Here is an 18,496-nt window from a genome sequence, read left to right as displayed (position 1 = left end):
AATGACGGATTTTTGTCGGTTTTTCTGCATGCCTTTGTATGCCATGCCACAGTCGCCACAAAATGAGGCGTGGCGGCTCAGTCTGGCTTGACGGGTGCGCCTGCCCCTGTCACATCGCGCTCCATACAAAACCAAGCAACCGGGCGTTCCGTGGGCGCCAAACTGACGAGGATGCCGATATGGCCCAAATCTCTCTGACTTTTCCCGATGGCAATGCGCGCGAATACGATGCAGGCGTGACCCCTGCGGCTGTTGCCGAGAGCATTTCCAGAAGCCTGTCCAAAAAAGCCATCAGTGCGACCGTGGACGGCCAACACTGGGACCTGCAATGGCCCATCGATGCAGATGCGCAGATCGCCATTCACACGATGCAGGACGACGTGCAGGCCAACGAGCTGGTGCGCCACGATCTGGCGCATATCATGGCGCGTGCCGTGCAGGAAATCTGGCCCGACACCAAAGTCACTATAGGCCCGGTGATCGAGAACGGCTGGTACTATGATTTCGACCGCGCGGAACCGTTTACCCCCGAGGATCTGGGCGCGATCGAAAAGAAGATGAAAGAGATCATCAACAAGCGCGATCCCGTACGCACCGAGGTGTGGGATCGCGATGTGGCGATCAAGTACTACGAGGATCGGGGGGAGCCGTACAAGGTCGAGCTTATCGAGAGCATTCCGGGTAATGAGCCCTTGCGCATGTATTGGCACGGTGACTGGCAGGACCTGTGCCGCGGTCCGCATTTGCAGCACACCGGTCAGGTGCCGGGTGACAGTTTCAAGCTGATGTCCATTGCGGGCGCTTATTGGCGTGGGGATTCGAACCGGGCCATGTTGCAGCGCATCTATGGCGTGGCCTTTACCGGCAAGGAAAAGCTGCGCGCGCACCTGAACATGCTGGAAGAGGCCGCCAAGCGCGACCACCGCAAGCTGGGCCGCGAGATGGACCTGTTTCACATGCAGGAAGAGGCGCCCGGCCAGATTTTCTGGCACCCGAACGGCTGGTCCGTCTACACATCGCTGCAGGACTACATGCGCCGCAAGCAACGTGCGGCCGGGTATGTCGAGGTGAACACCCCGCAAGTGGTGGACCGCAAGCTGTGGGAAGCCTCTGGGCACTGGGACAAGTATCAGGAACATATGTTCATCGTTGAGGTGGACGAGGAACACGCCCGCGAAAAGGCGATCAACGCGCTGAAGCCGATGAACTGCCCGTGTCACGTGCAGATTTTTAATCAGGGCCTGAAGTCCTATCGCGACCTGCCCCTGCGCATGGCCGAATTCGGGTCGTGCAACCGCTATGAACCGTCGGGCGCGCTGCACGGGATCATGCGGGTGCGCGGCTTTACCCAGGATGACGGGCACATTTTCTGCCGCGAGGATCAGATCGAGGCGGAATGCGCGGCCTTCATCACCTACCTGTCTTCTGTCTATAAAGACCTTGGCTTTGAAAAGTTCGAGATCATGTTCGCCACCCGCCCGGAAAAGCGTGTGGGATCGGAAGAAAGCTGGGATCACGTTGAGAATGCCCTTGAAGCTGCGATCAAGGCGACCGGGCATCCCTACACTCTGGACGCGGGCGAAGGTGCGTTTTACGGACCCAAGCTGGACTTCAAACTGACGGATGCGATTGGCCGGGAATGGCAATGCGGCACCTTTCAGGTTGATCCAAACCTGCCTGAACGGCTGGGGGCGACCTATATCGGTGAGGATGGTGCAAAACACCGCCCATACATGCTGCACCGCGCCTGCCTTGGATCATTCGAGCGGTTCATCGGCATCCTGATCGAGGAACATGCCGGCAAGCTGCCGTTCTGGCTGGCCCCGCGCCAAGTGGTTGTCGCGTCAATCACGTCCGAGGCCGATGAGTACGTGGCCGAAGTGGTCGAGACCCTGCGTGCCGCAGGTGTGAGGGTCGAGGCGGACATCCGCAACGAAAAGATCAACTACAAGGTGCGGGAGCATTCGGTTGGTAAGGTGCCGGTTATTCTTGCCGTCGGGGCGCGCGAGGTGGAAGAGAAAACGGTTTCGGTGCGGCGTCTGGGTGAAAAGCAGACCAGTGTGCAACCGTTGGTCGATGTGGCTGCCAGCCTCGGTCAGGATGCCACGCCGCCTGATCTGCGCTGAACCCGTCGCGCTGCAACAATTTCCTTGAACCTTGCAACAAATGGGCCGGAATCCCGGGGGATTTCGGCCCAAATTCTAACAAGTGATAACGGGTCTGTTACACACCGCCTCGTGAGTGGTAACTTTGTCCCGAGCCACCTTATGTATGGCGCACGAACGTACCGTAACCGATATCCGAAAGGGACGATGAAGATGTCGAAGACCTTGAAATCCGTTGCCATTGTTGGCGCAGTTGCCGCCGCAATGACAGCTCACACCACAACTGGCGCCGAAGCCGCTGGCAAAGAGAAATGCTACGGCATCTCGCTGGCCGGTGAAAACGACTGCGCTGCAGGTCCCGGCACCACATGTGCCGGTACATCGACCGTGGACTACCAGGGCAACGCCTGGACGCTTGTTGACTCGGGCACCTGCACCGAGATCGAACTGCCCGCTCTGGCCGACGGCACAGCACGCACAGGCTCTCTGGAAGAGCTGGACCGCGATCTGCCGTCCGCCTAAGGCACGTCACACGCCTGCGCCGGATCCATCAGGGTCCGGCGTTCCCACTCCCCTATTCGGAGGCCCCACATGCTGGATGCGACGCTGACACCGCCCCGCCTGCCTGCGGCCCCGGGAGTAGGATACAAAGCCCAGCACTTTGCTGATTTGCGCGCGGCCCCCGGCCCCGTCAAATGGCTGGAAATTCACGCCGAAAACTACATGGGCGACGGTGGTCGCCCGCACGCACAGCTGCGCGCCCTGCGGGACGAGTTTGCCCTGTCCGTGCACGGTGTCGGCCTCTCGATCGGCGGTGAGGATCGCCTTGATCCGGACCACCTCGCCCGTCTCAAGCATCTGGTCGGCTGGTTGGAGCCCGCGAGCTTTTCAGAGCATCTGGCATGGTCTACCCATGGGGCCGAGTTTTTGGATGACCTGTTGCCCCTGCCCTATACCGACGCAACGCTGACCCGTGTTGCGGACCACATTGACGAGGTGCAAGAGACGCTTGGACGGCGGATGCTGCTTGAGAATCCCTCAAGCTATCTGGCCTTTGCAGAAAGCACGTGGTCAGAGACCGACTTTCTGGCCGAACTGGTGCGTCGTACAGGCTGCGGTCTGTTGCTGGACGTGAACAACGTGTTCATCTCAGCCACCAATCTTGGCTATACGCCGCAATCCTATATCGATGCCTATCCTCTTGCCGCAGTTGGAGAAATTCACGTGGGAGGGCATGACGAGGACGAAGATGACCACGGCGCCCCATTGCTGATCGACAGCCATGGTCGCGAGGCTGCGGAGCCTGTTTGGGCGTTGCTGGATCATGCGCTTGCGGGCACTGGGCCTGCCCCGGTGCTGGTCGAGTGGGACAATGATGTGCCGGATTGGCCGACATTGCGTGCCGAGGCGGATCGCGCGGCACTCGCGCTGTCTGCTGTCGCTGCCGGGTGATCGAGATGGTGGCCACGCAAACCGACTTTCGCGCGGCCCTTCTGGATCCAGAACGCGCCGTTCCTGACGGGCTAATCGACGGAGACGGACGTCCGACAACGCGCCGCTTTGCCGTTTACCGCAACAACGTGACCGTAGCCTTGATCGAGGCGCTGCGCACCGGCTTTCCGGTAATACAGAAGCTGTTGGGCGACCAGAACTTCGATCAACTGGCACGGCTTTTTGCCCGCGCGCATCCGCCCACGTCGCCGGTGATGATGCACTATGGCGCGAACTTGCCTGCTTTTCTGGATGCCTTTAAGCCGTTGGCACATATCGGTTATCTGGCTGATGTGGCCCGGTTGGAACTGGCGTTGCGTCGCGCTTATCACGCCGCTGATGCCGCCCCACTGGACCCGGCCCGGCTGGGTGCTTTGGCTCCGGAGGATCTGATGCGTACACAGTTGCACCTGACTCCCTCTGTACAGCTATTGCACTCCCGTTGGCCGATCCATGACATCTGGACCTACAACACCGTTGCAAACGCACCAAAGCCGCGCGGCATTGCGCAATCGGTTCTGATCACGCGAACCGAATTCGACCCCGAACCGCACAGCATCACCCGTGCGCAATTCGCGTGGCTGACAGCCATCCGCGATGGCGCGACGCTGGAAGATGCCGTGGATACCGCCACTGCCGAAGACCCTGACTTCGACCTTGGGCCGGTGTTGACCCTTTTGGTGCAGCACAATGCCCTGACTGACCTAACTCCCCCAAAGGAATGACCCCATGACTGCCCTTTCCCGTGTGCATGCCGCAATATTTGCCCCCCTTGAACGCGCCGACTGGCTGTTGCCGACCCTCGCCCGTTTCCTCTTTGCCGCCATCCTGGCAGGGTATTTCTGGGTGTCGGGCATGACCAAGCTGGGCGAAGGCGTTTTCGGAATCTTTCAACCCTCACTGGGCGCCTACGCCCAAATCTTTCCCAAGGTGATGGAGAATGTGGGCTATGACGTCACACAGCTCAGCTTTTATCACTGGGCCGTTGTCACATTGGGGACTGTGGCCGAGTTCGTGTTGCCACTTTTGATCATTATCGGGCTTTTCACGCGTTTGGCGTCGTTGGGCATGATCGGGTTCATCGTGGTGCAGTCGCTGACGGATCTGAACGGGCACGACAAATGGGGCGACGGACTGGTGCTTGGTGCTTGGTTTGACGCACCCTCCAACAGCCTGATCATGGACCAACGCGCGCTGTGGGTGTTCCTGTTGCTGCTGCTGGTGATCAAGGGTGCCGGACCGCTGTCGTTCGACCGCGCTTTTGCCCCCAAAGCCGCACCGGTCGCCGCCTAGGCCACGCCAAGGGCGGCCTGCACATCCTTGGTCCACCCAAGATGCATGTCGTCCCCATCTGTGATCAATGGCCGCTTCATCAGCGTCGGATGGGCGGCCAGCAGTGCCTGAGGCGTGCCCTGACGCGCTTCCTCCGACAGGCCGCGCCATGTTGTGGAGCGGGTGTTGACCAGCTTTTCACCAAAGGCCGCCAACGCCGCCTGCATGACATCCGCTGGCACACCGTCTGCCCGCACATCGACAAAGCGTGCATCCGGCAGTGCCTTGATCGCCTTGCGGCAGGTGTCGCAAGTTTTCAAACCGTATATTTCCATATCCCGACCTCACATTTGCGTTGAATTAAGCGGCATCCTGCGCGGAATGCGACCCCCAACCTTGATTTTCCTGCCCTAAGGGCAATCTCATATTCTAGCGGCGGCAGCTGTTTTGTGCTGGCGCACCGACGACCCCTGCCCGAACGACCGACGCGGGGGAGACTGCAAGGTAAAGGAGGCACGGGATCATGCCAACTGGCACCGTGAAGTGGTTCAACACCACAAAAGGCTACGGATTTATCGCCCCGGATGAGGGTGGCAAAGACGTTTTTGTACATATTTCAGCGGTCGAGCGGTCAGGTCTGACGGGCCTCGCCGATGACCAAAAAGTCAGTTTCGAACTGCTTGAAGGACGCGACGGGCGTCAGATGGCCGGAGATTTGAAACTGCTCTGACCCCGGGCACGACAAAGCGGCGCATGACAAGCCGTCCTGCGCCGCTTGATTATCTCATCCGTTCGATCAGTTGAACGAGCAGCCCTTGGTTCCTACGGGGCAGCTGACCCGACGCGCGTGCCGTTTCTTTGCGGCGGCGTGGGCGAGAGCTTGCTGGTAGCTGATGTCCTGATTGGGGCGCCCGCAACATATCGTGCCGTCCATGCTCACGGGTTGCAGGCCTGTGGGGCAGAAATTGTGCTGGCTGTGGTAGGCATAAATCTTGGGACCCGCCTGATCCTGTGCCATCGCCGCACCCGTCCCCAGAAGCGCAAAAGCCACGGCTGCGGTCATCACTTTGGTAAATGGCATATCTTCCCTCTTTCTCTCAACACACCACGAAATCTATGGGCACGATGCCTCTGACCTGATCACAAGTCCAGAATTTTTGCCTGCACACGCCAGCGCACGCATGATTTACTCAAATTTTGCGGGTTTGTGCATAGCATGGAAACAGTGACACGGATGGCAAAGGAGCGGCCCCCATGACGGAACTGATGCGCCTTTTGGCCCTGTATTATGCGTGCGAAGTGTCGGCGGAGACGCAGTTCCCGTCGCCCACAGAATGGGCGCGCTGCATGGGCCACTACCACGCGGTCAAATCCCACTTTGCCGAAGGGTCAACCGGTCCGCAGGCCCAGATCGAAGGGTACCGCGCCTGGAAGATGTGGGAAGAAGAGAATGGCGTTCTTGTGGCCCAGTTGCGGGACCGCGCGATCCGCTAACCCCGGGTGCAATCGAGGCAGCGGGGGATGGTCGGGTCTGCTTCCAGCCGCTTTGGTTCGATGTCTTCACCGCAATCGCTGCAGTAGCCGTAGTCCCCATCTTCGATACGTTTGAGGGCGGCACGGATGCGTTGGCGTTCGGTCTGGCGGCGGCGGGCCTGCGCTTGGGCCATGGCCTGATATTGGAGCGCGTCCATACGTGAGAGACGGCCGACGGCCTGCTGGTCGAGTTGGACAGTGGCCTGAGCCGCCTCGCCCGCGGCGTCCTCTGCATCGAGGTCGGTGAGGCGGTCGTGGAGGTGGGTGCGCGGGTCCATGTGCGGAGCGTAGGCTTTGATCGATGGTTGGCGCAAGGCGGGGTGACACCCCGCCCTACTGCACGTGGATATGTTCCGGTAGGGTGGGATTTCATCCCTCCATTCGGCGGTTCAATAACGCGCTGAGCCGTGACAGCGTCGGACCGCGAGTTGGCTCAGCGACGGTGTTGCGGCGCGGTTTACGGATTTTATGTGAGTGAGTTTGGTGGGGCGATGTGCTGGTGATGATGTAGCGCCGGCCCGGGTGGGGTGATTGCCGGTTCACGCAGTGACAAACATCCGGGGGATCGTTTGAGGCAATCACGGGCGGAGCCCCGGGGTCGGCGCTGGCATGGCGGTCTTTGGCCTTGATTCCATGAGTATTCAACACACCCGAAACTAGCTTTAGCCAAGTTTATGGGCCGATATCAATAATTGAATCACGTATTTCGTTTGATGAAAGAAATATCGGTGATGCGCCATTTGGCACCGCCTGATCTCTCTTTGGGTTAAATGCAAGCCTTATCTCATTCTCCAATGCATATCTATTCGGTTTTGCAAAAATCGCATCAAAGTAATCGTCCTCTGACATTTCATTAGAGGATATCCATTCACGGTGGTTCCTATCTGATAAACGCTCCAAAGTATCCCTGTTGTAATCCACATGGCCCCAACAGTATTGGTAACTCATAAAGCCACCATCATAGGAAATAGGGCGTAGGAGAGTGTTCTTTAATGCGTTGTCTAGCGCTACGGCGTCAAATGTCGCCCAACATAGCAAGCTCGGGTTTCCTGAATAATCCTTGCTTCCTTGAAGCAGTCTTTTATGCTGCGCCTTACTATAGCAACCGTTTGATGCGCACCAAACATAGGAGTTGTGCCTAAGTCGAATTGCAGTCCGGCCACCTCGAAAAATCAGTCGTCCCGTTCCATTGTTTAAAATCCCAAGGTCTTCGTCGATCTCACCTGGTGAGATAACATGGTTATTTAAAGAAACGTTGACTTTCAGGATGCCCTCTTCGGAGTCAAGCCTTGCCCCCAATGTCTGAATATTTTCTTGGCTCCTATACTCCTCAAGCGTTCCAATTTTCAAAGATCCACTTTCATAATAATGGCGCGACGCAAGATCAAAATACTTTATAACAAAAGGTGATACTTCGGGCAAAATATGGCTTTTTCTTTTTTTACTAAACATCTCTATCAATAAACCTTCCCCAATACGTAATCTTTTATCCGCTCTGCTTTGCACCGATCACGGTTAGATCTGAAATCTGATAAAGATAAGAAATACGACAACCAAAGTGTTCTTTTGGCACTGAAGTGAATGACTTGGTATTACGGTTTAAATGCGTTGGGCACGCACATCAGATTGGAAACTGCCGTTTTCAAATATTTACCCAATAACCCCCATGAACTCCCGCCATTCCCCCTTGGACATACCGGAATTCTCCTGCGTCACCTCTTCCCCCTTCAACATCCGCTGCACACAGGCCACCGCAGTAGCGGAGAGTGTCGCCCCGCCCATCCGGTAATCCTCGAACGCTTTGTACGCCGCAGGTACCCAGTCCTTGACCATCTCGCAGATCGCGTCGGCATAGACCCGGATTTCGTATTGCGCGTGGGCATCCGCGCGCAGGCGGAGGAAGTGGAACAGGTTGTGCAGGTCTACTTTCCAGTACCATTGGGTGTAGATGTTGGCGGGCAGGTTCATGCGCGCCAGTTCGCGGGCGAGGCCCTGTTGGCCATCCTGGGAAATCATCTCTTCGTAGTGGTCATAGGACCGCATGGCGTCGTCGCGCAGGTAGTTGAGGACGCGTTGGGCTTCCTCCCCTTGCAGTGCTTCGCCCCGGCCTTGGTTGTTGACGACCGATTGGGCGGCCAGCGCATCGGGTTCGGGGATGTAGAATTCGCGGTCGAGGATCGAATAGCGGGCGGAGTATTCGTTCACGTTGGCCGTGCGGTGGCGGATCCATTGGCGGGCGACGAAGACGGGGAGTTTGACGTGCAGCTTGATCTCGCACATCTCGAAGGGTGTCGAGTGCCAGTGGCGCATGAGGTAGCGGATCAGCCCTTCGTCGTTCTGGACGGATTTGGTGCCCTTGCCATAGCTGACACGGGCGGCCTGGCAAATGGCCGCGTCGTCGCCCATGTAGTCAATGACGCGGACAAAGCCGTGGTCGAGCACGGGTTGGGCTTTGTAAAGATGCGCCTCCATCCCCGGTACGGTGGCGCGCAGGGTTGGGCGCGTTTCGCCGCGCAGCTCAGTGATTTCGGCTTGTTGTTCGGGGCTGAGCGGCATGACGCGTCCTTTATCCACAGAATCTATCAGGCCTACACCTTATATTGGGGATCACGACATGAGAACCACTATATGAGGGTCGTTTTTTGGCAACGGTTCGCGGGGTGCGCGAAATGGGGTGGGAATGAAAGCGTTGACTTTGCGGGGGTTACGGCGCTTTGTTGACGCAAAAGAGGCAGTTACATAAACCGCAAAGGTTTTTACAGGTATGAAACGGACAGCAGCAGTATGCGCGCTTGTCGCCCTTGTGGCGGCGTGCGGTGACGGCAACCCCTTTACGGACAACGCAGAGGATGGCGACACGACGCCGACGACGCCGACAGATCCGGGCGCGGCAGGGATTACGATTCCGGCATCCATTGCCAGCGATCTGTCCGGCTTCACCTTTGTGCCGGACCCATCCGATCCGAATGGCGGCACATTGACGGTCGAAGGTGTGTTTCTGGATGAAGACTTGCTCGATTCCGCCTACAGCCGCGCGCCGGCCCTCGATGTCCCCGGATACATCGCGTTCACCGCGCAAGACGACCCTATCGACCAGCATGCAACCGCTTATGTGCAATCGCTGAACGGCACGCGCGCCGGTGTGATTGTGACCGGTGGACAGTTTGGCACGTTCAATGGTGGTGCGGCCTACGCCCGGGACGGAGACTTTGATCGACCGACGCTGGACGAGGACACCGGACAGGTCAGCTATGCCGGGACCTATGTTGGCGTGACAAACCTCGACGGTGATCCAACCGACTTGTTGCCCTTCCCCGCAGGAACGGATCCGGCTCTCGCAACTGGGCAGGCCGCAGTTGTAACCGGTGAAATCTTCTTGAATGTCGATTTCTCGGACAACGCGGTGAATGGTGCGATCTTCAACCGGAATCTGGATCTGAATGACGATGATGAATTCGGCGTTATGGCACCGGGCGAGACGACATTGGATGTAGACACGCTGCAACTTGACCCATCCGTCATTGATGAAGATGGCACGTTCGTTGGCAACATTGTTCTCGAAGGCGACACAACACGCGGCGATATTGGCGATTACGCAGGTATTTTCGGCGGCGTCGACAGCGAGGCCGTTTCAGGCGCCATTTTTGTGGCCGACCATCTGCTGGATGGAACCACCGCCGAAGAAGAATACGGTATCTTCGTGCTTGGACGCTGCGGCGGTCCGCTGGAGAGTGCGGCGGTTTGTGCCGACGTGGATGGTTGATGTAACCAACTGTCAGCGTCTTGCTGAGATGGCATATTTGGACACACCGAAGGCGCGTCATCGCACCGTGAAAAGGATGTGCCGTGCGATGTGCGCGGCACTCGCCCTGAACCTGATTCCATTTACAGGGCATGCGGAAAACCAGCTGGCACAGGCGGAGCCGAAAAACGCGGCGCACGTGACACTCGATCAAGCGCGCGTTCTGGCCTACCAAGCACTGCAGCGCGGTCACATCGAATTTGCAATCAAGATTGCGCGCGGCTTGCTTGACGCGGATCCGAATGATGCCAGCGCGCACTTCATTCTGGCCGCGGCGATGGCCAAGTCAGGCGATGCGACCGCCGCACGCAAATTTGCCGCGCGCGCCTATCGCATCAGTGACAGCAGGTCCGACCGGGCGGCCGCGGCACAATTCGCCGCACGCGCATCGTTGATCGAAGAGCGCCCTACTCTTACCCAGCTTTGGCTACGTCGTGCGGCGGTTCACGCCACGGATGAGGTGAGCCAGAAACGAATTGCAGAAGACTACCAACGGGTGCGCCAGATCAATCCGTTTTCGTTCCGCGTCGGGCTCGGGTTTCGCCCATCCAACAACGTCAACAACGGCGCTGATAGCGCGCTGCAGGTGATTGACGGCGTTCCGGCTGTGGGCGTGCTGTCGGGCAGTGCCCAGGCGCTGGACGGCAATATCGGGCTCTTTGACCTGAGTTTGAGATATCGGTTGCGCCGCACAGACCGTTCCGAAACGAGCGTCGGCAGTCAGGTTTATGTGCGCAAGGTATGGCTGTCCTCAGAGGCCAAAGCGCAAGCGCCCGACCTTGAGAACGAGGATTTGGGATCGACCTATCTTGATAATTCTGTGACGCACCACTTTGCCCTTGGCGCAAAGGGCAATACGGCATCGGTCGGATTTGGGTTTGGACGCGCATGGTCCGGTGGCGACGAACGGTTCGATTTTCTGTCGCTTCGGGGGTCTCGTTCCATACGCCTTGGAGACCGCACACGGTTGAGTTTAACAGCCTCGGTCGAAGATCGCGCGTCCGCGATCCACGAAATTCTGGACGAAACGCTTTTCAAACTGGGCACGTCTGTGCAGTACAAACGAGAAAACGGCGATTCAATCGGCGTGTCGCTGGGCTTTACCGAAACAGCCTCGGACTTTAGCAATGCGGCTTCGAGTTCCCAGTCCATCCGTGCGACCTACGGGTTTGGAAAACCCCTAGGCCCGGCAAAGGTGTCCACATCCTTGACGATTGGACAGGCCGATTTCGATGACTATCGCGTTGGCTTTATCTCTGTGCCGGACGGACGAAAGGACGAGTCTGTATATGCAGACGTTACGTTTTTCTTTTCTGACTGGGATTATGCTGGATTCGCCCCGTCGGTTCGGGTCCGCACAGGCCGTCGTGACAGCAATATCAGCCGGTTTGAAAGTCGCGAGTTTTCAGTCGATTTTCAGATCCGTTCCTCTTTCTGACGCGCGTCGCGCACGCAGTTGGGAACAGGTCCATCTCGACACCAGTGATGCGCGTGCTACGCTTCGCCCCTACACACAATAGGAGGCCACGAGCATGGCACTGAAATATCTGCACACAATGGTTCGGGTGAAAGACCTTGAGGCCTCGATGGCGTTTTACAAATTGCTGGGTCTGGAAGAGACGCGGCGCATGGACAGCGAAGGGGGCCGGTTTTCGCTGATTTTCATGGCACCGCCTGACCAGCCCGAATGCCCGATTGAACTGACATATAACTGGGATGGTGACGAGGGGTTGCCAGATGACAGCCGTCATTTCGGCCACCTCGCCTACCGCGTCGATAATATTTACGAAATGTGTCAGCACCTTATGGACAATGGTGTGACCATCAACCGGCCACCACGTGATGGGCACATGGCCTTTGTCAGGTCGCCTGACAATGTTTCGATCGAGCTGTTGCAGGCCGGTGATGCGCTCGCCCCGGCCGAGCCCTGGTCCAGCATGGAAAACACAGGGCATTGGTAAGGGCTGCGGCCCTTTTTCTGACCTGCGTCGTTGCGTCCCCCGCGGCGGCGTGTCGTCTGGCACTGTTGTTGGCGCTGGATGTGTCCTCTTCCGTTGATGAGACCGAGGATGAATTGCAGCGCGGTGGTCTGGTGGCCGCGCTGACAGCGCCCGAGGTGCGAGCGGCCTTCTTTGCCGTGGACGCGCCGGTGGCCTTGGCCGTGTATGAGTGGTCCGGTCGCTACAATCAGGAGGTAGTGCTGGACTGGACACTGATTGACGGACCCGCCGCGCTGCTGGATGCAGCCGAAACGGTGGCCGCCAGTAAACGATCCCACAACGAGTTCCCGACCGCCATGGGCTATGCTTTGGGCTACGGGGCCGAGATGCTCGGACGGGCGCCGTCGTGTTTATACCGCACCATTGATATGGCGGGTGATGGGCAGAACAACGAAGGGTTCGGGCCGCAACTGGCTTATCGCGAGTTTCCGTTCGACGAGGTGACTGTGAACGGTTTGGTGGTGAATGCGGCTGAGTTCACATCAGAGACCATGCTAATCGATTTTTACAAGCGCGAGGTGTTGCGCGGCCCCGGTGCATTTCTTGAAGTGGCACAAGGGTTTGAAGATTACGAGCGCGCCATGCGGCGCAAGCTGGAACGAGAGTTGACCCCCCCGGTGATTGGCGCGCTGCCTGATGCGCGGCGCGGTGGATGAGCCGGGCCGCGCTGATCGGGGCCATGTTCTTGGCCGTCGTCGGCGCCGCGGCTGATGCGGCATGTCGCCAAGCGCTGGCCTTAGGGCTGGATGTGTCCGGATCGGTAGATGCCCGTGAATACCGATTGCAGATGGATGGTCTGGCAGCAGCTCTTGATTCCGGCAGAGTTCGGCAGGCGCTGCTGCAGATGCCATCTGCGCCCGTTCAGTTGCTGGTATATGAATGGAGCGGGCCGGAAGACCCGGCGGTGATCCTGCCCTGGACCGCAATTGTGAGCGCGCCGGTACTGGATGCGGTCATTGGCCAGCTTAGAGCCACCGAGCGTCGCCAAGCCAGTCCCGGCACCGCATTGGGTCTGGCGATGCGCGAGGGTGTCGCGCATCTGGCGCAACAATCGGAGTGCTGGAAGCTCACACTGGATATGTCGGGGGACGGAAAATCCAACCTTGGTGTTCGCCCTGTTGACGTCAAACCCGAGATCGAACCCACAGGGATCACTATCAATGCGCTTGTGATCGGGGCCGATGCCCCCGGCATTGGCGATCTGCAGCAAGCGGAGATTTCCGGGCTGGCTGCCTATTTTCAGAACACCGTCATTGTCGGGTCTGACAGCTTCGTCGAAACCGCATTGGGGTTCGAGGATTATGCCAATGCCATGGCCCGCAAGTTGGAGCGGGAGTTGGAGACGCTTATTCTGGGGCGTGCGCCCCTGCCCGACCGCCCCACTCAGGAAGCTGCGGACAGGTAGCGTTCAGTAGATATAGCGGATCTGATCGGTCCAATACCGTTCCATCCGCTTGAGGGATGCTGTGATATCGATGATCCCCTCTGGGCCCAGTACGCCCTTGGATTGCAAGCCGTCCGCGTGGCGCAGGAACAGTTCATTCACCACATCGTGGATCTTGCGGCCTTTTTCGGTCAGCTTGACGCGGACAGACCGGCGATCAATCTCACACCGCTGGTGGTGCATATAGCCCATTTCGACCAGCTTCTTGAGGTTGTAGCTGACGTTGGAGCCTTGGTAGTAGCCACGGCTTTTCAGCTCGCCCGCCGTCACCTCGTTGTCGCCGATGTTGAACAAGAGCAACGCCTGGACCGCATTGATCTCAAGCACACCGACGCGCTCGAATTCGTCCTTGATTACGTCAAGCAGCAGCCTGTGCAGCCGTTCGACCAGCGACAAGGCTTCAAGATAACCGATCATGAAACCGGCGTTCGCTGCTGTTTTTTCGGCCATGCCTGGGACCTGGCCAATTGGGTCCTGAATGCTCATCCGTCTTCTCCGACCTGATCTGCTCAAAACAGAACATGGGCGTGATTCGGAAATATTCAGTTAAATGCGTCAGACCCCTTATTTTTAGGGCTGAAAGGTCCGCGCCACGTCATCAATCAACGGGACCAGATGGTCCGGTGCACGCTCTTGCCCGGTGACCCAGCGATAGAGGTCCTGATCATTTTCGTTGAGCATCGCATCGTAGACGTCCAGTTCTGCATCCGACATGGCCGAAAGATGCCGGCCTGCATAGGTCGACAGGATCAGATCCATTTCCTTGATCCCGCGCCGCATGGACCGCATGTGCAGGCGCTTGAGACGGTGGTCGCGCGTTTCCTCAGACATCGGCAGGCGTCTGCATTGCGGCACGCAGTTTCTTCTCGAGCCGTCCGAGCTGTTCGGCGCGTGACAGCATGTCGGCGCGCATGTCGCGCACCTCGGTCAGGATCTCGCGCAGGTCGGACGAGGCCGGGTCATCGACCGGCGGATCCAGCCCTTCGCCCTCGCCGTTGATGAGCCACATCATCGATACGTTCAGCAGGCCCGCCATCATCGACAAACGGTTCGCACGCGGCTCGCTCAGATCATCTTCCCACGACTTCAACGTCGCAAGGCGCACACCCAACCGCTTGGCCAATTGCTTTTGCGACATGCCCGCCTGTTCACGGGCGCCCGCAACACGGTCGCCGAATGTGGCTGCGTCTGCACTGTACCAGTCTTGCACGTCGTCCATCGGTGTCTCCTTGTCTGCGGAGGCGCTTGATCGCGCAGGGCGCGCCGCCTATGAGGGTTTCGATATCGCTCTAGCACCCCGAGGCCAACATGACATTTCTTTCCGCGACACTCGACCGCGTCAAACCGTCTCCGACTGTCGCCCTGACGGGTCAGGTGGCTGCCCTTAAGGCGCAGGGCAAAGACATCATCGGCCTTGGTGCGGGCGAGCCGGATTTCGACACGCCCCAGAACATCAAGGACGCCGCCGTGGTGGCGATTGCCCTTGGCAAGACCAAATATACCCCCGTCGATGGCATTCCAGAGCTGAAGCAGGCCATCGTCGACAAGTTCAAGCGCGACAACGATCTGGACTACACCACAGCGCAGGTCACGGTTGGCACCGGGGGCAAGCAGATCCTCTACAACGCGCTGATGGCGACGCTGAATGAAGGCGACGAGGTGGTGATCCCTGCCCCCTATTGGGTCAGCTACCCCGATATGGTGCTGCTCGCCGGTGGCACGCCGGTGATTGCCGAGGCGTCGTTGCAGACCGGGTTCAAACTGACGGCCGACCAGTTGGAAGCGGCCATCACAGACAAGACCAAGTGGCTGATCTTCAACTCGCCGTCGAACCCGACCGGTGCGGGCTATACCCGCGAGGAGTTGAAAGAGATCACCGACGTTCTGATGCGCCACCCGCATGTCTGGGTGATGACAGATGATATGTACGAGCATCTTGTCTATGACGACTTTGAGTTTTGTACGCCCGCGCAGGTCGAGCCGCGCCTTTATGACCGGACGCTGACGGTGAACGGGGTCAGCAAGGCCTATGCCATGACCGGCTGGCGTATCGGGTATGCCGCGGGGCCGGAAGAGGTGATCAAGGCGATGCGCAAGGTGCAGTCGCAATCAACCTCGAACCCCTGTTCGATCAGCCAGTACGCCGCATTGGAGGCGTTGAACGGGACTCAGGAGTTCATTGCGCCCAACAACGAAGTGTTCAAACGCCGCCGCGATCTGGTGGTCGAGATGCTAAACGCTGCCGAGGGCATTGCCTGCCCGGTGCCGGATGGGGCTTTCTACGTCTATCCGTCCATTGCAGGCTGCATCGGCAAGACATCTGCCGCAGGTACGGACATCACGGATGACGAAGCCTTTTGCACGGCCCTTCTGGAAGAGACCGGCGTCGCCGTTGTCTTTGGCGCGGCCTTTGGGCTATCGCCAAACTTCCGGGTCAGCTACGCTACGTCGGACGAGGCCCTGAAAGAGGCCTGCACCCGCATTCAGACCTTTTGTGCGGGGCTGACATAAAGGGACGGCAATGGGCGCGGAGCTTCCAGAATACTATTTCCGTGTGCGTGAAAACGGCGCTGCGGTGTTTCGCGTGGACACCGAGAACCGGCAACGCCGGATCGAGATGGACCAGATCGCCGTCGTCAACATCCGCAATGGAGAGATCAAGCCACATGGGGATCGCACGCTGTCGCAGGGCGATCTGACACGGATCAAAACGTGGATGGAGGACCGGGCCGAAGTTCTCGCGCATCGTGACATCGACGACATTCACCGGGCCGTGGACTACTTGAACCTGACCACCCAATGGGCGCAAAGCCGGGCCACCGACGATCAGTTGGAGAATGTAACAGATGCGCTTTTGCTGGCCATGCATGATTTGCGTTCTGTTCTGGTGCGCAAGAAAGCGGACCGCTTGATAAGTGCGTCCAGCGACAGGTCCTGAGCGCCGCCCGTCGGCGAATTTTCACTGGCATTATGTGTGCTTTTGGCCGCGTTTTGATCCTTTTCCGCCGATGGGGTGTCGGCGTTTAACGTATTGGTAGGAAATATTCCGCTTCGGTTGCAGTAGTCCGTGAGACACGACAGCCAGGAGACATGCGTCATGCCCCAGCCACCCTTTGATCCCATCACGCCTAACGGTCTTGAAACCATTGCCGAGCTGGTCGAGACCGACCCGGGTCTGACGGCCAATATCTATCCCGAAGACATTGCCGGTGGAGCCGCCGCCGCCCGCCAAATGAATGTTGTTTTCGAGACCGCAATGGCAGAGACCGGCGTCAACGGTGATGGCATACTGAGCACGGATGACATGTATGTTCTGTCCGCTTTCATTCAGGATGACCCAGACCTCTACGCCACCTTCCTTGAAGGGCATGGCGATGATGAGGGAGACGAAGAAACCGGCTTTCACTTGGTGCAAGGTGATGGAGGCGCACTGGAATTTCGGGGCCGCGATTTCATCGATACTGTTGCCGATGCGATTTACCATCTGGGTTTTGACATCGTCGATGGACGTTTCGAGAACGAAGACGGCAACCAGAACGAGCGCGTGACCGACGTGGCGGGGTGGATGAACTACTTTGTCAACGGCGAGAGCCGCGTCTACGGCACCGACGAAGACGAGACCCTGCGTTCGGGAAATTACAGCTTTGTTCTGGCCGGGGCCGCGAACGAAATATTCGAAGCAGGCGACGGGGATGACCGGATCTGGGCCGGGCTCGGCGACGACATCGTTTTCGGAGGGGCCGGAAGCGACACCTCTGCTGGCGGCGAGGGCAATGACACCTTTTACGGCGAGACCGGATATGATCGCATGTGGGGTGAAGAAGGCGACGACGTTCTGTACGGCCACAAGGGCTATGACACACTGGGCGGCGGCGAAGGCAATGACCTTGTCGACGGCGGATACGGCGATGATCGCCTGTATGGAAACGAGGGTGATGACACCATTTATGGCGGATTTGGCTTTGATCAATTGTCCGGAGACATCGGAAATGACCGGATGTATGGCGGTCGCGGGGCCGACACGTTGTGGGCGGACGAAGGCGATGACCTTTTGTTCGGTGGCAACGGCGACGATTACCTGAGCGGCAGCGATGGCGATGACACCATCTTTGCCGGCGCGGGCAATGACAGCGCGATCGGCGGCGATGGAGAGGATTCCATCGACGGTAACGGCGGTTCTGACACGTTGCGCGGCGGCGAAGGCGATGACACCGTCAACGGCAATCTCGGCGACGACACGATCAGTGGCGACGAGGGCAACGATCTGTTGAGGGGGCAAGACGGCCTCGACACCATTTCGGGCGGCGACGGCAACGACAGTGTTTACGGCAACACCGGCGATGATTACCTGCGCGGCAACGACGGCGATGACCAGCTGTTTGGTGGTTTTGGCGCTGACGATATGTCGGGCGGCGATGGGCGCGACCAGATATTTGGTGGCGCAGGCGATGACACGGTTTCAGGCAGCGACGGAGAAGACCGCGTAGCCGGTGGAGAGGGCGCGGACCTGATCCTCGACTACGAAGATATCGAAGCGCGGGACGTCTTTGTCTTCAATCCCGGCGACAGTGGCGCCACCGAGGGCACCATGGACGAGATCCGGGGCTTTACCTCGATCATCGACAAGATCGACCTGACCACCTTCGGTGGTTTGACCTTTGTCGAGGGCGACACGTTCTCGGGCACGCAAACCGAAGTGCTGTTCGATGGTGATTTTGTGCAGATCGACAGCGATGGCGACGGGACGGTCGATGAGATGATCGAACTGACGTGGGTCAATGCGGTCGAGGCGGCCGATTTCATTCTCTGACGCCTAGCAAAACAATTGGATTGGCGGGGCACGGTCCCC

General features: G+C 58.6%; 23 protein-coding genes. 15 read left to right on the top strand and 8 right to left on the bottom strand.

The window, feature by feature from the left end; all coding sequences use genetic code 11:
* Positions 1-179: 179 nt before the first annotated feature.
* The 5 genes from thrS (at position 180) to Q1A32_RS18690 (ending at position 4,889) form a co-directional block, all read left to right on the top strand.
* A complete protein-coding gene (thrS, locus tag Q1A32_RS18710; protein WP_299656608.1) occupies positions 180-2,126 on the top strand; it encodes a threonine--tRNA ligase in 1,947 nt (648 codons plus the stop codon).
* Positions 2,127-2,318: 192 nt separating this feature from the next.
* Positions 2,319-2,627 (top strand): DUF2282 domain-containing protein, encoded by a 309-nt coding sequence (locus Q1A32_RS18705; RefSeq protein ID WP_299656605.1) that lies wholly within the window; start codon positions 2,319-2,321, stop codon positions 2,625-2,627.
* Positions 2,628-2,696: 69 nt separating this feature from the next.
* Positions 2,697-3,557: a DUF692 domain-containing protein gene (locus Q1A32_RS18700; RefSeq protein WP_299656603.1), complete on the top strand. Its 861-nt coding sequence runs from the start codon at positions 2,697-2,699 to the stop codon at positions 3,555-3,557.
* Between the two features lie 5 nt (positions 3,558-3,562).
* Complete coding sequence (locus tag Q1A32_RS18695; RefSeq protein ID WP_299656601.1) at positions 3,563-4,321, top strand: DNA-binding domain-containing protein; 759 nt, start codon at positions 3,563-3,565, stop codon at positions 4,319-4,321.
* Positions 4,322-4,325: 4 nt separating this feature from the next.
* On the top strand, positions 4,326-4,889 hold the full coding sequence (locus tag Q1A32_RS18690; protein WP_299656599.1) for a DoxX family protein: 564 nt from the start codon (positions 4,326-4,328) through the stop codon (positions 4,887-4,889).
* Here Q1A32_RS18690 and Q1A32_RS18685 read toward each other — a convergent pair.
* On the bottom strand, positions 4,886-5,203 hold the full coding sequence (locus Q1A32_RS18685) for an arsenate reductase family protein (protein ID WP_299656597.1): 318 nt from the start codon (positions 5,201-5,203) through the stop codon (positions 4,886-4,888). The genes Q1A32_RS18690 and Q1A32_RS18685 overlap by 4 nt on opposite strands.
* Positions 5,204-5,391: 188 nt before the next feature.
* Here Q1A32_RS18685 and Q1A32_RS18680 point away from each other — a divergent pair, with 188 nt between their 5' ends.
* Entirely contained in the window at positions 5,392-5,598 is a 207-nt protein-coding gene (locus Q1A32_RS18680; protein WP_299045459.1) for a cold-shock protein, read from the top strand.
* A gap of 66 nt (positions 5,599-5,664) precedes the next feature.
* Here Q1A32_RS18680 and Q1A32_RS18675 read toward each other — a convergent pair whose 3' ends face one another.
* Positions 5,665-5,949 carry a hypothetical protein gene (locus tag Q1A32_RS18675; RefSeq protein ID WP_299615366.1) on the bottom strand — a complete coding sequence of 95 codons (285 nt, stop codon included), beginning with the start codon at positions 5,947-5,949 and terminating at the stop codon, positions 5,665-5,667.
* A 173-nt stretch (positions 5,950-6,122) separates the two neighbouring features.
* On the opposite strand from Q1A32_RS18675, the gene Q1A32_RS18670 reads away from it, so the two are divergent.
* Positions 6,123-6,362: a hypothetical protein gene (locus Q1A32_RS18670; protein WP_299656595.1), complete on the top strand. Its 240-nt coding sequence runs from the start codon at positions 6,123-6,125 to the stop codon at positions 6,360-6,362.
* Here Q1A32_RS18670 and Q1A32_RS18665 read toward each other — a convergent pair.
* The 3 genes from Q1A32_RS18665 to thyX all read right to left on the bottom strand — a co-directional run bounded on the left by Q1A32_RS18665 (position 6,359) and on the right by thyX (position 8,957).
* Positions 6,359-6,715, bottom strand: coding sequence for a TraR/DksA C4-type zinc finger protein (locus tag Q1A32_RS18665; protein WP_366141242.1), 357 nt, complete (start codon positions 6,713-6,715; stop codon positions 6,359-6,361). The two genes, Q1A32_RS18670 and Q1A32_RS18665, sit on opposite strands and share 4 nt — an antisense overlap.
* A 358-nt stretch (positions 6,716-7,073) precedes the next feature.
* A complete protein-coding gene (locus Q1A32_RS18660; RefSeq protein ID WP_299656592.1) occupies positions 7,074-7,862 on the bottom strand; it encodes a hypothetical protein in 789 nt (262 codons plus the stop codon).
* A 189-nt stretch (positions 7,863-8,051) separates the two neighbouring features.
* Positions 8,052-8,957, bottom strand: coding sequence for an FAD-dependent thymidylate synthase (gene thyX / locus Q1A32_RS18655; protein WP_299656589.1), 906 nt, complete (start codon positions 8,955-8,957; stop codon positions 8,052-8,054).
* Positions 8,958-9,165: 208 nt separating this feature from the next.
* Here thyX and Q1A32_RS18650 point away from each other — a divergent pair, with 208 nt between their 5' ends.
* The 5 genes from Q1A32_RS18650 (at position 9,166) to Q1A32_RS18630 (ending at position 13,608) form a co-directional block, all read left to right on the top strand.
* Complete coding sequence (locus Q1A32_RS18650; protein WP_299656586.1) at positions 9,166-10,164, top strand: thymidylate synthase; 999 nt, start codon at positions 9,166-9,168, stop codon at positions 10,162-10,164.
* Between the two features lie 88 nt (positions 10,165-10,252).
* Complete coding sequence (locus Q1A32_RS18645; RefSeq protein WP_299656583.1) at positions 10,253-11,641, top strand: surface lipoprotein assembly modifier; 1,389 nt, start codon at positions 10,253-10,255, stop codon at positions 11,639-11,641.
* Positions 11,642-11,735: 94 nt separating this feature from the next.
* Positions 11,736-12,164 carry a VOC family protein gene (locus Q1A32_RS18640; protein WP_299656580.1) on the top strand — a complete coding sequence of 143 codons (429 nt, stop codon included), beginning with the start codon at positions 11,736-11,738 and terminating at the stop codon, positions 12,162-12,164.
* Entirely contained in the window at positions 12,158-12,859 is a 702-nt protein-coding gene (locus Q1A32_RS18635) for a DUF1194 domain-containing protein (RefSeq protein WP_299656577.1), read from the top strand. Before Q1A32_RS18640 ends, Q1A32_RS18635 begins: the two co-directional genes overlap by 7 nt.
* Positions 12,856-13,608 (top strand): DUF1194 domain-containing protein, encoded by a 753-nt coding sequence (locus tag Q1A32_RS18630; protein WP_299656574.1) that lies wholly within the window; start codon positions 12,856-12,858, stop codon positions 13,606-13,608. Before Q1A32_RS18635 ends, Q1A32_RS18630 begins: the two co-directional genes overlap by 4 nt.
* A 3-nt stretch (positions 13,609-13,611) precedes the next feature.
* Here Q1A32_RS18630 and Q1A32_RS18625 read toward each other — a convergent pair whose 3' ends face one another.
* From Q1A32_RS18625 to Q1A32_RS18615, 3 genes are all read right to left on the bottom strand, one after another.
* Positions 13,612-14,097 (bottom strand): MarR family winged helix-turn-helix transcriptional regulator, encoded by a 486-nt coding sequence (locus Q1A32_RS18625; protein ID WP_299615346.1) that lies wholly within the window; start codon positions 14,095-14,097, stop codon positions 13,612-13,614.
* 120 nt (positions 14,098-14,217) lie between these two features.
* Positions 14,218-14,478 carry a succinate dehydrogenase assembly factor 2 gene (locus Q1A32_RS18620; protein WP_299615344.1) on the bottom strand — a complete coding sequence of 87 codons (261 nt, stop codon included), beginning with the start codon at positions 14,476-14,478 and terminating at the stop codon, positions 14,218-14,220.
* Positions 14,471-14,866, bottom strand: coding sequence for a helix-turn-helix domain-containing protein (locus tag Q1A32_RS18615; protein ID WP_299656571.1), 396 nt, complete (start codon positions 14,864-14,866; stop codon positions 14,471-14,473). Before Q1A32_RS18615 ends, Q1A32_RS18620 begins: the two co-directional genes overlap by 8 nt.
* A gap of 89 nt (positions 14,867-14,955) precedes the next feature.
* On the opposite strand from Q1A32_RS18615, the gene Q1A32_RS18610 reads away from it, so the two are divergent.
* From Q1A32_RS18610 to Q1A32_RS18600, 3 genes are all read left to right on the top strand, one after another.
* Positions 14,956-16,158, top strand: coding sequence for a pyridoxal phosphate-dependent aminotransferase (locus Q1A32_RS18610; RefSeq protein WP_299656568.1), 1,203 nt, complete (start codon positions 14,956-14,958; stop codon positions 16,156-16,158).
* Between the two features lie 10 nt (positions 16,159-16,168).
* Complete coding sequence (locus Q1A32_RS18605) at positions 16,169-16,585, top strand: hypothetical protein (RefSeq protein WP_299656565.1); 417 nt, start codon at positions 16,169-16,171, stop codon at positions 16,583-16,585.
* 159 nt (positions 16,586-16,744) lie between these two features.
* Positions 16,745-18,457, top strand: coding sequence for a calcium-binding protein (locus Q1A32_RS18600; RefSeq protein ID WP_299656562.1), 1,713 nt, complete (start codon positions 16,745-16,747; stop codon positions 18,455-18,457).
* Positions 18,458-18,496: the final 39 nt, after the last annotated feature.

Origin of the sequence: uncultured Tateyamaria sp. (assembly GCF_947503415.1) — a bacterium.
Lineage (GTDB): Bacteria > Pseudomonadota > Alphaproteobacteria > Rhodobacterales > Rhodobacteraceae > Tateyamaria.
The sequence above is the reverse complement of the archived record's forward strand: the minus strand, read 5'-3'. Positions and strand labels throughout refer to the sequence as shown.

Bases quoted from the DNA above. Each gene is read 5' to 3' on its own strand.
- thrS (WP_299656608.1), top strand. From the start codon at position 180: ATGGCCCAAATCTCTCTGACTTTTCCCGATGGCAATGCGCGCGAATAC.
- Q1A32_RS18705 (WP_299656605.1), top strand. From the start codon at position 2,319: ATGTCGAAGACCTTGAAATCCGTTGCCATTGTTGGCGCAGTTGCCGCC.
- Q1A32_RS18700 (WP_299656603.1), top strand. From the start codon at position 2,697: ATGCTGGATGCGACGCTGACACCGCCCCGCCTGCCTGCGGCCCCGGGA.
- Q1A32_RS18695 (WP_299656601.1), top strand. From the start codon at position 3,563: ATGGTGGCCACGCAAACCGACTTTCGCGCGGCCCTTCTGGATCCAGAA.
- Q1A32_RS18690 (WP_299656599.1), top strand. From the start codon at position 4,326: ATGACTGCCCTTTCCCGTGTGCATGCCGCAATATTTGCCCCCCTTGAA.
- Q1A32_RS18685 (WP_299656597.1), bottom strand. From the start codon at position 5,203: ATGGAAATATACGGTTTGAAAACTTGCGACACCTGCCGCAAGGCGATC.
- Q1A32_RS18680 (WP_299045459.1), top strand. From the start codon at position 5,392: ATGCCAACTGGCACCGTGAAGTGGTTCAACACCACAAAAGGCTACGGA.
- Q1A32_RS18675 (WP_299615366.1), bottom strand. From the start codon at position 5,949: ATGCCATTTACCAAAGTGATGACCGCAGCCGTGGCTTTTGCGCTTCTG.
- Q1A32_RS18670 (WP_299656595.1), top strand. From the start codon at position 6,123: ATGACGGAACTGATGCGCCTTTTGGCCCTGTATTATGCGTGCGAAGTG.
- thyX (WP_299656589.1), bottom strand. From the start codon at position 8,957: ATGCCGCTCAGCCCCGAACAACAAGCCGAAATCACTGAGCTGCGCGGC.
- Q1A32_RS18650 (WP_299656586.1), top strand. From the start codon at position 9,166: ATGAAACGGACAGCAGCAGTATGCGCGCTTGTCGCCCTTGTGGCGGCG.
- Q1A32_RS18645 (WP_299656583.1), top strand. From the start codon at position 10,253: ATGTGCGCGGCACTCGCCCTGAACCTGATTCCATTTACAGGGCATGCG.
- Q1A32_RS18640 (WP_299656580.1), top strand. From the start codon at position 11,736: ATGGCACTGAAATATCTGCACACAATGGTTCGGGTGAAAGACCTTGAG.
- Q1A32_RS18630 (WP_299656574.1), top strand. From the start codon at position 12,856: ATGAGCCGGGCCGCGCTGATCGGGGCCATGTTCTTGGCCGTCGTCGGC.
- Q1A32_RS18625 (WP_299615346.1), bottom strand. From the start codon at position 14,097: ATGGCCGAAAAAACAGCAGCGAACGCCGGTTTCATGATCGGTTATCTT.
- Q1A32_RS18620 (WP_299615344.1), bottom strand. From the start codon at position 14,478: ATGTCTGAGGAAACGCGCGACCACCGTCTCAAGCGCCTGCACATGCGG.
- Q1A32_RS18615 (WP_299656571.1), bottom strand. From the start codon at position 14,866: ATGGACGACGTGCAAGACTGGTACAGTGCAGACGCAGCCACATTCGGC.
- Q1A32_RS18610 (WP_299656568.1), top strand. From the start codon at position 14,956: ATGACATTTCTTTCCGCGACACTCGACCGCGTCAAACCGTCTCCGACT.
- Q1A32_RS18605 (WP_299656565.1), top strand. From the start codon at position 16,169: ATGGGCGCGGAGCTTCCAGAATACTATTTCCGTGTGCGTGAAAACGGC.
- Q1A32_RS18600 (WP_299656562.1), top strand. From the start codon at position 16,745: ATGCCCCAGCCACCCTTTGATCCCATCACGCCTAACGGTCTTGAAACC.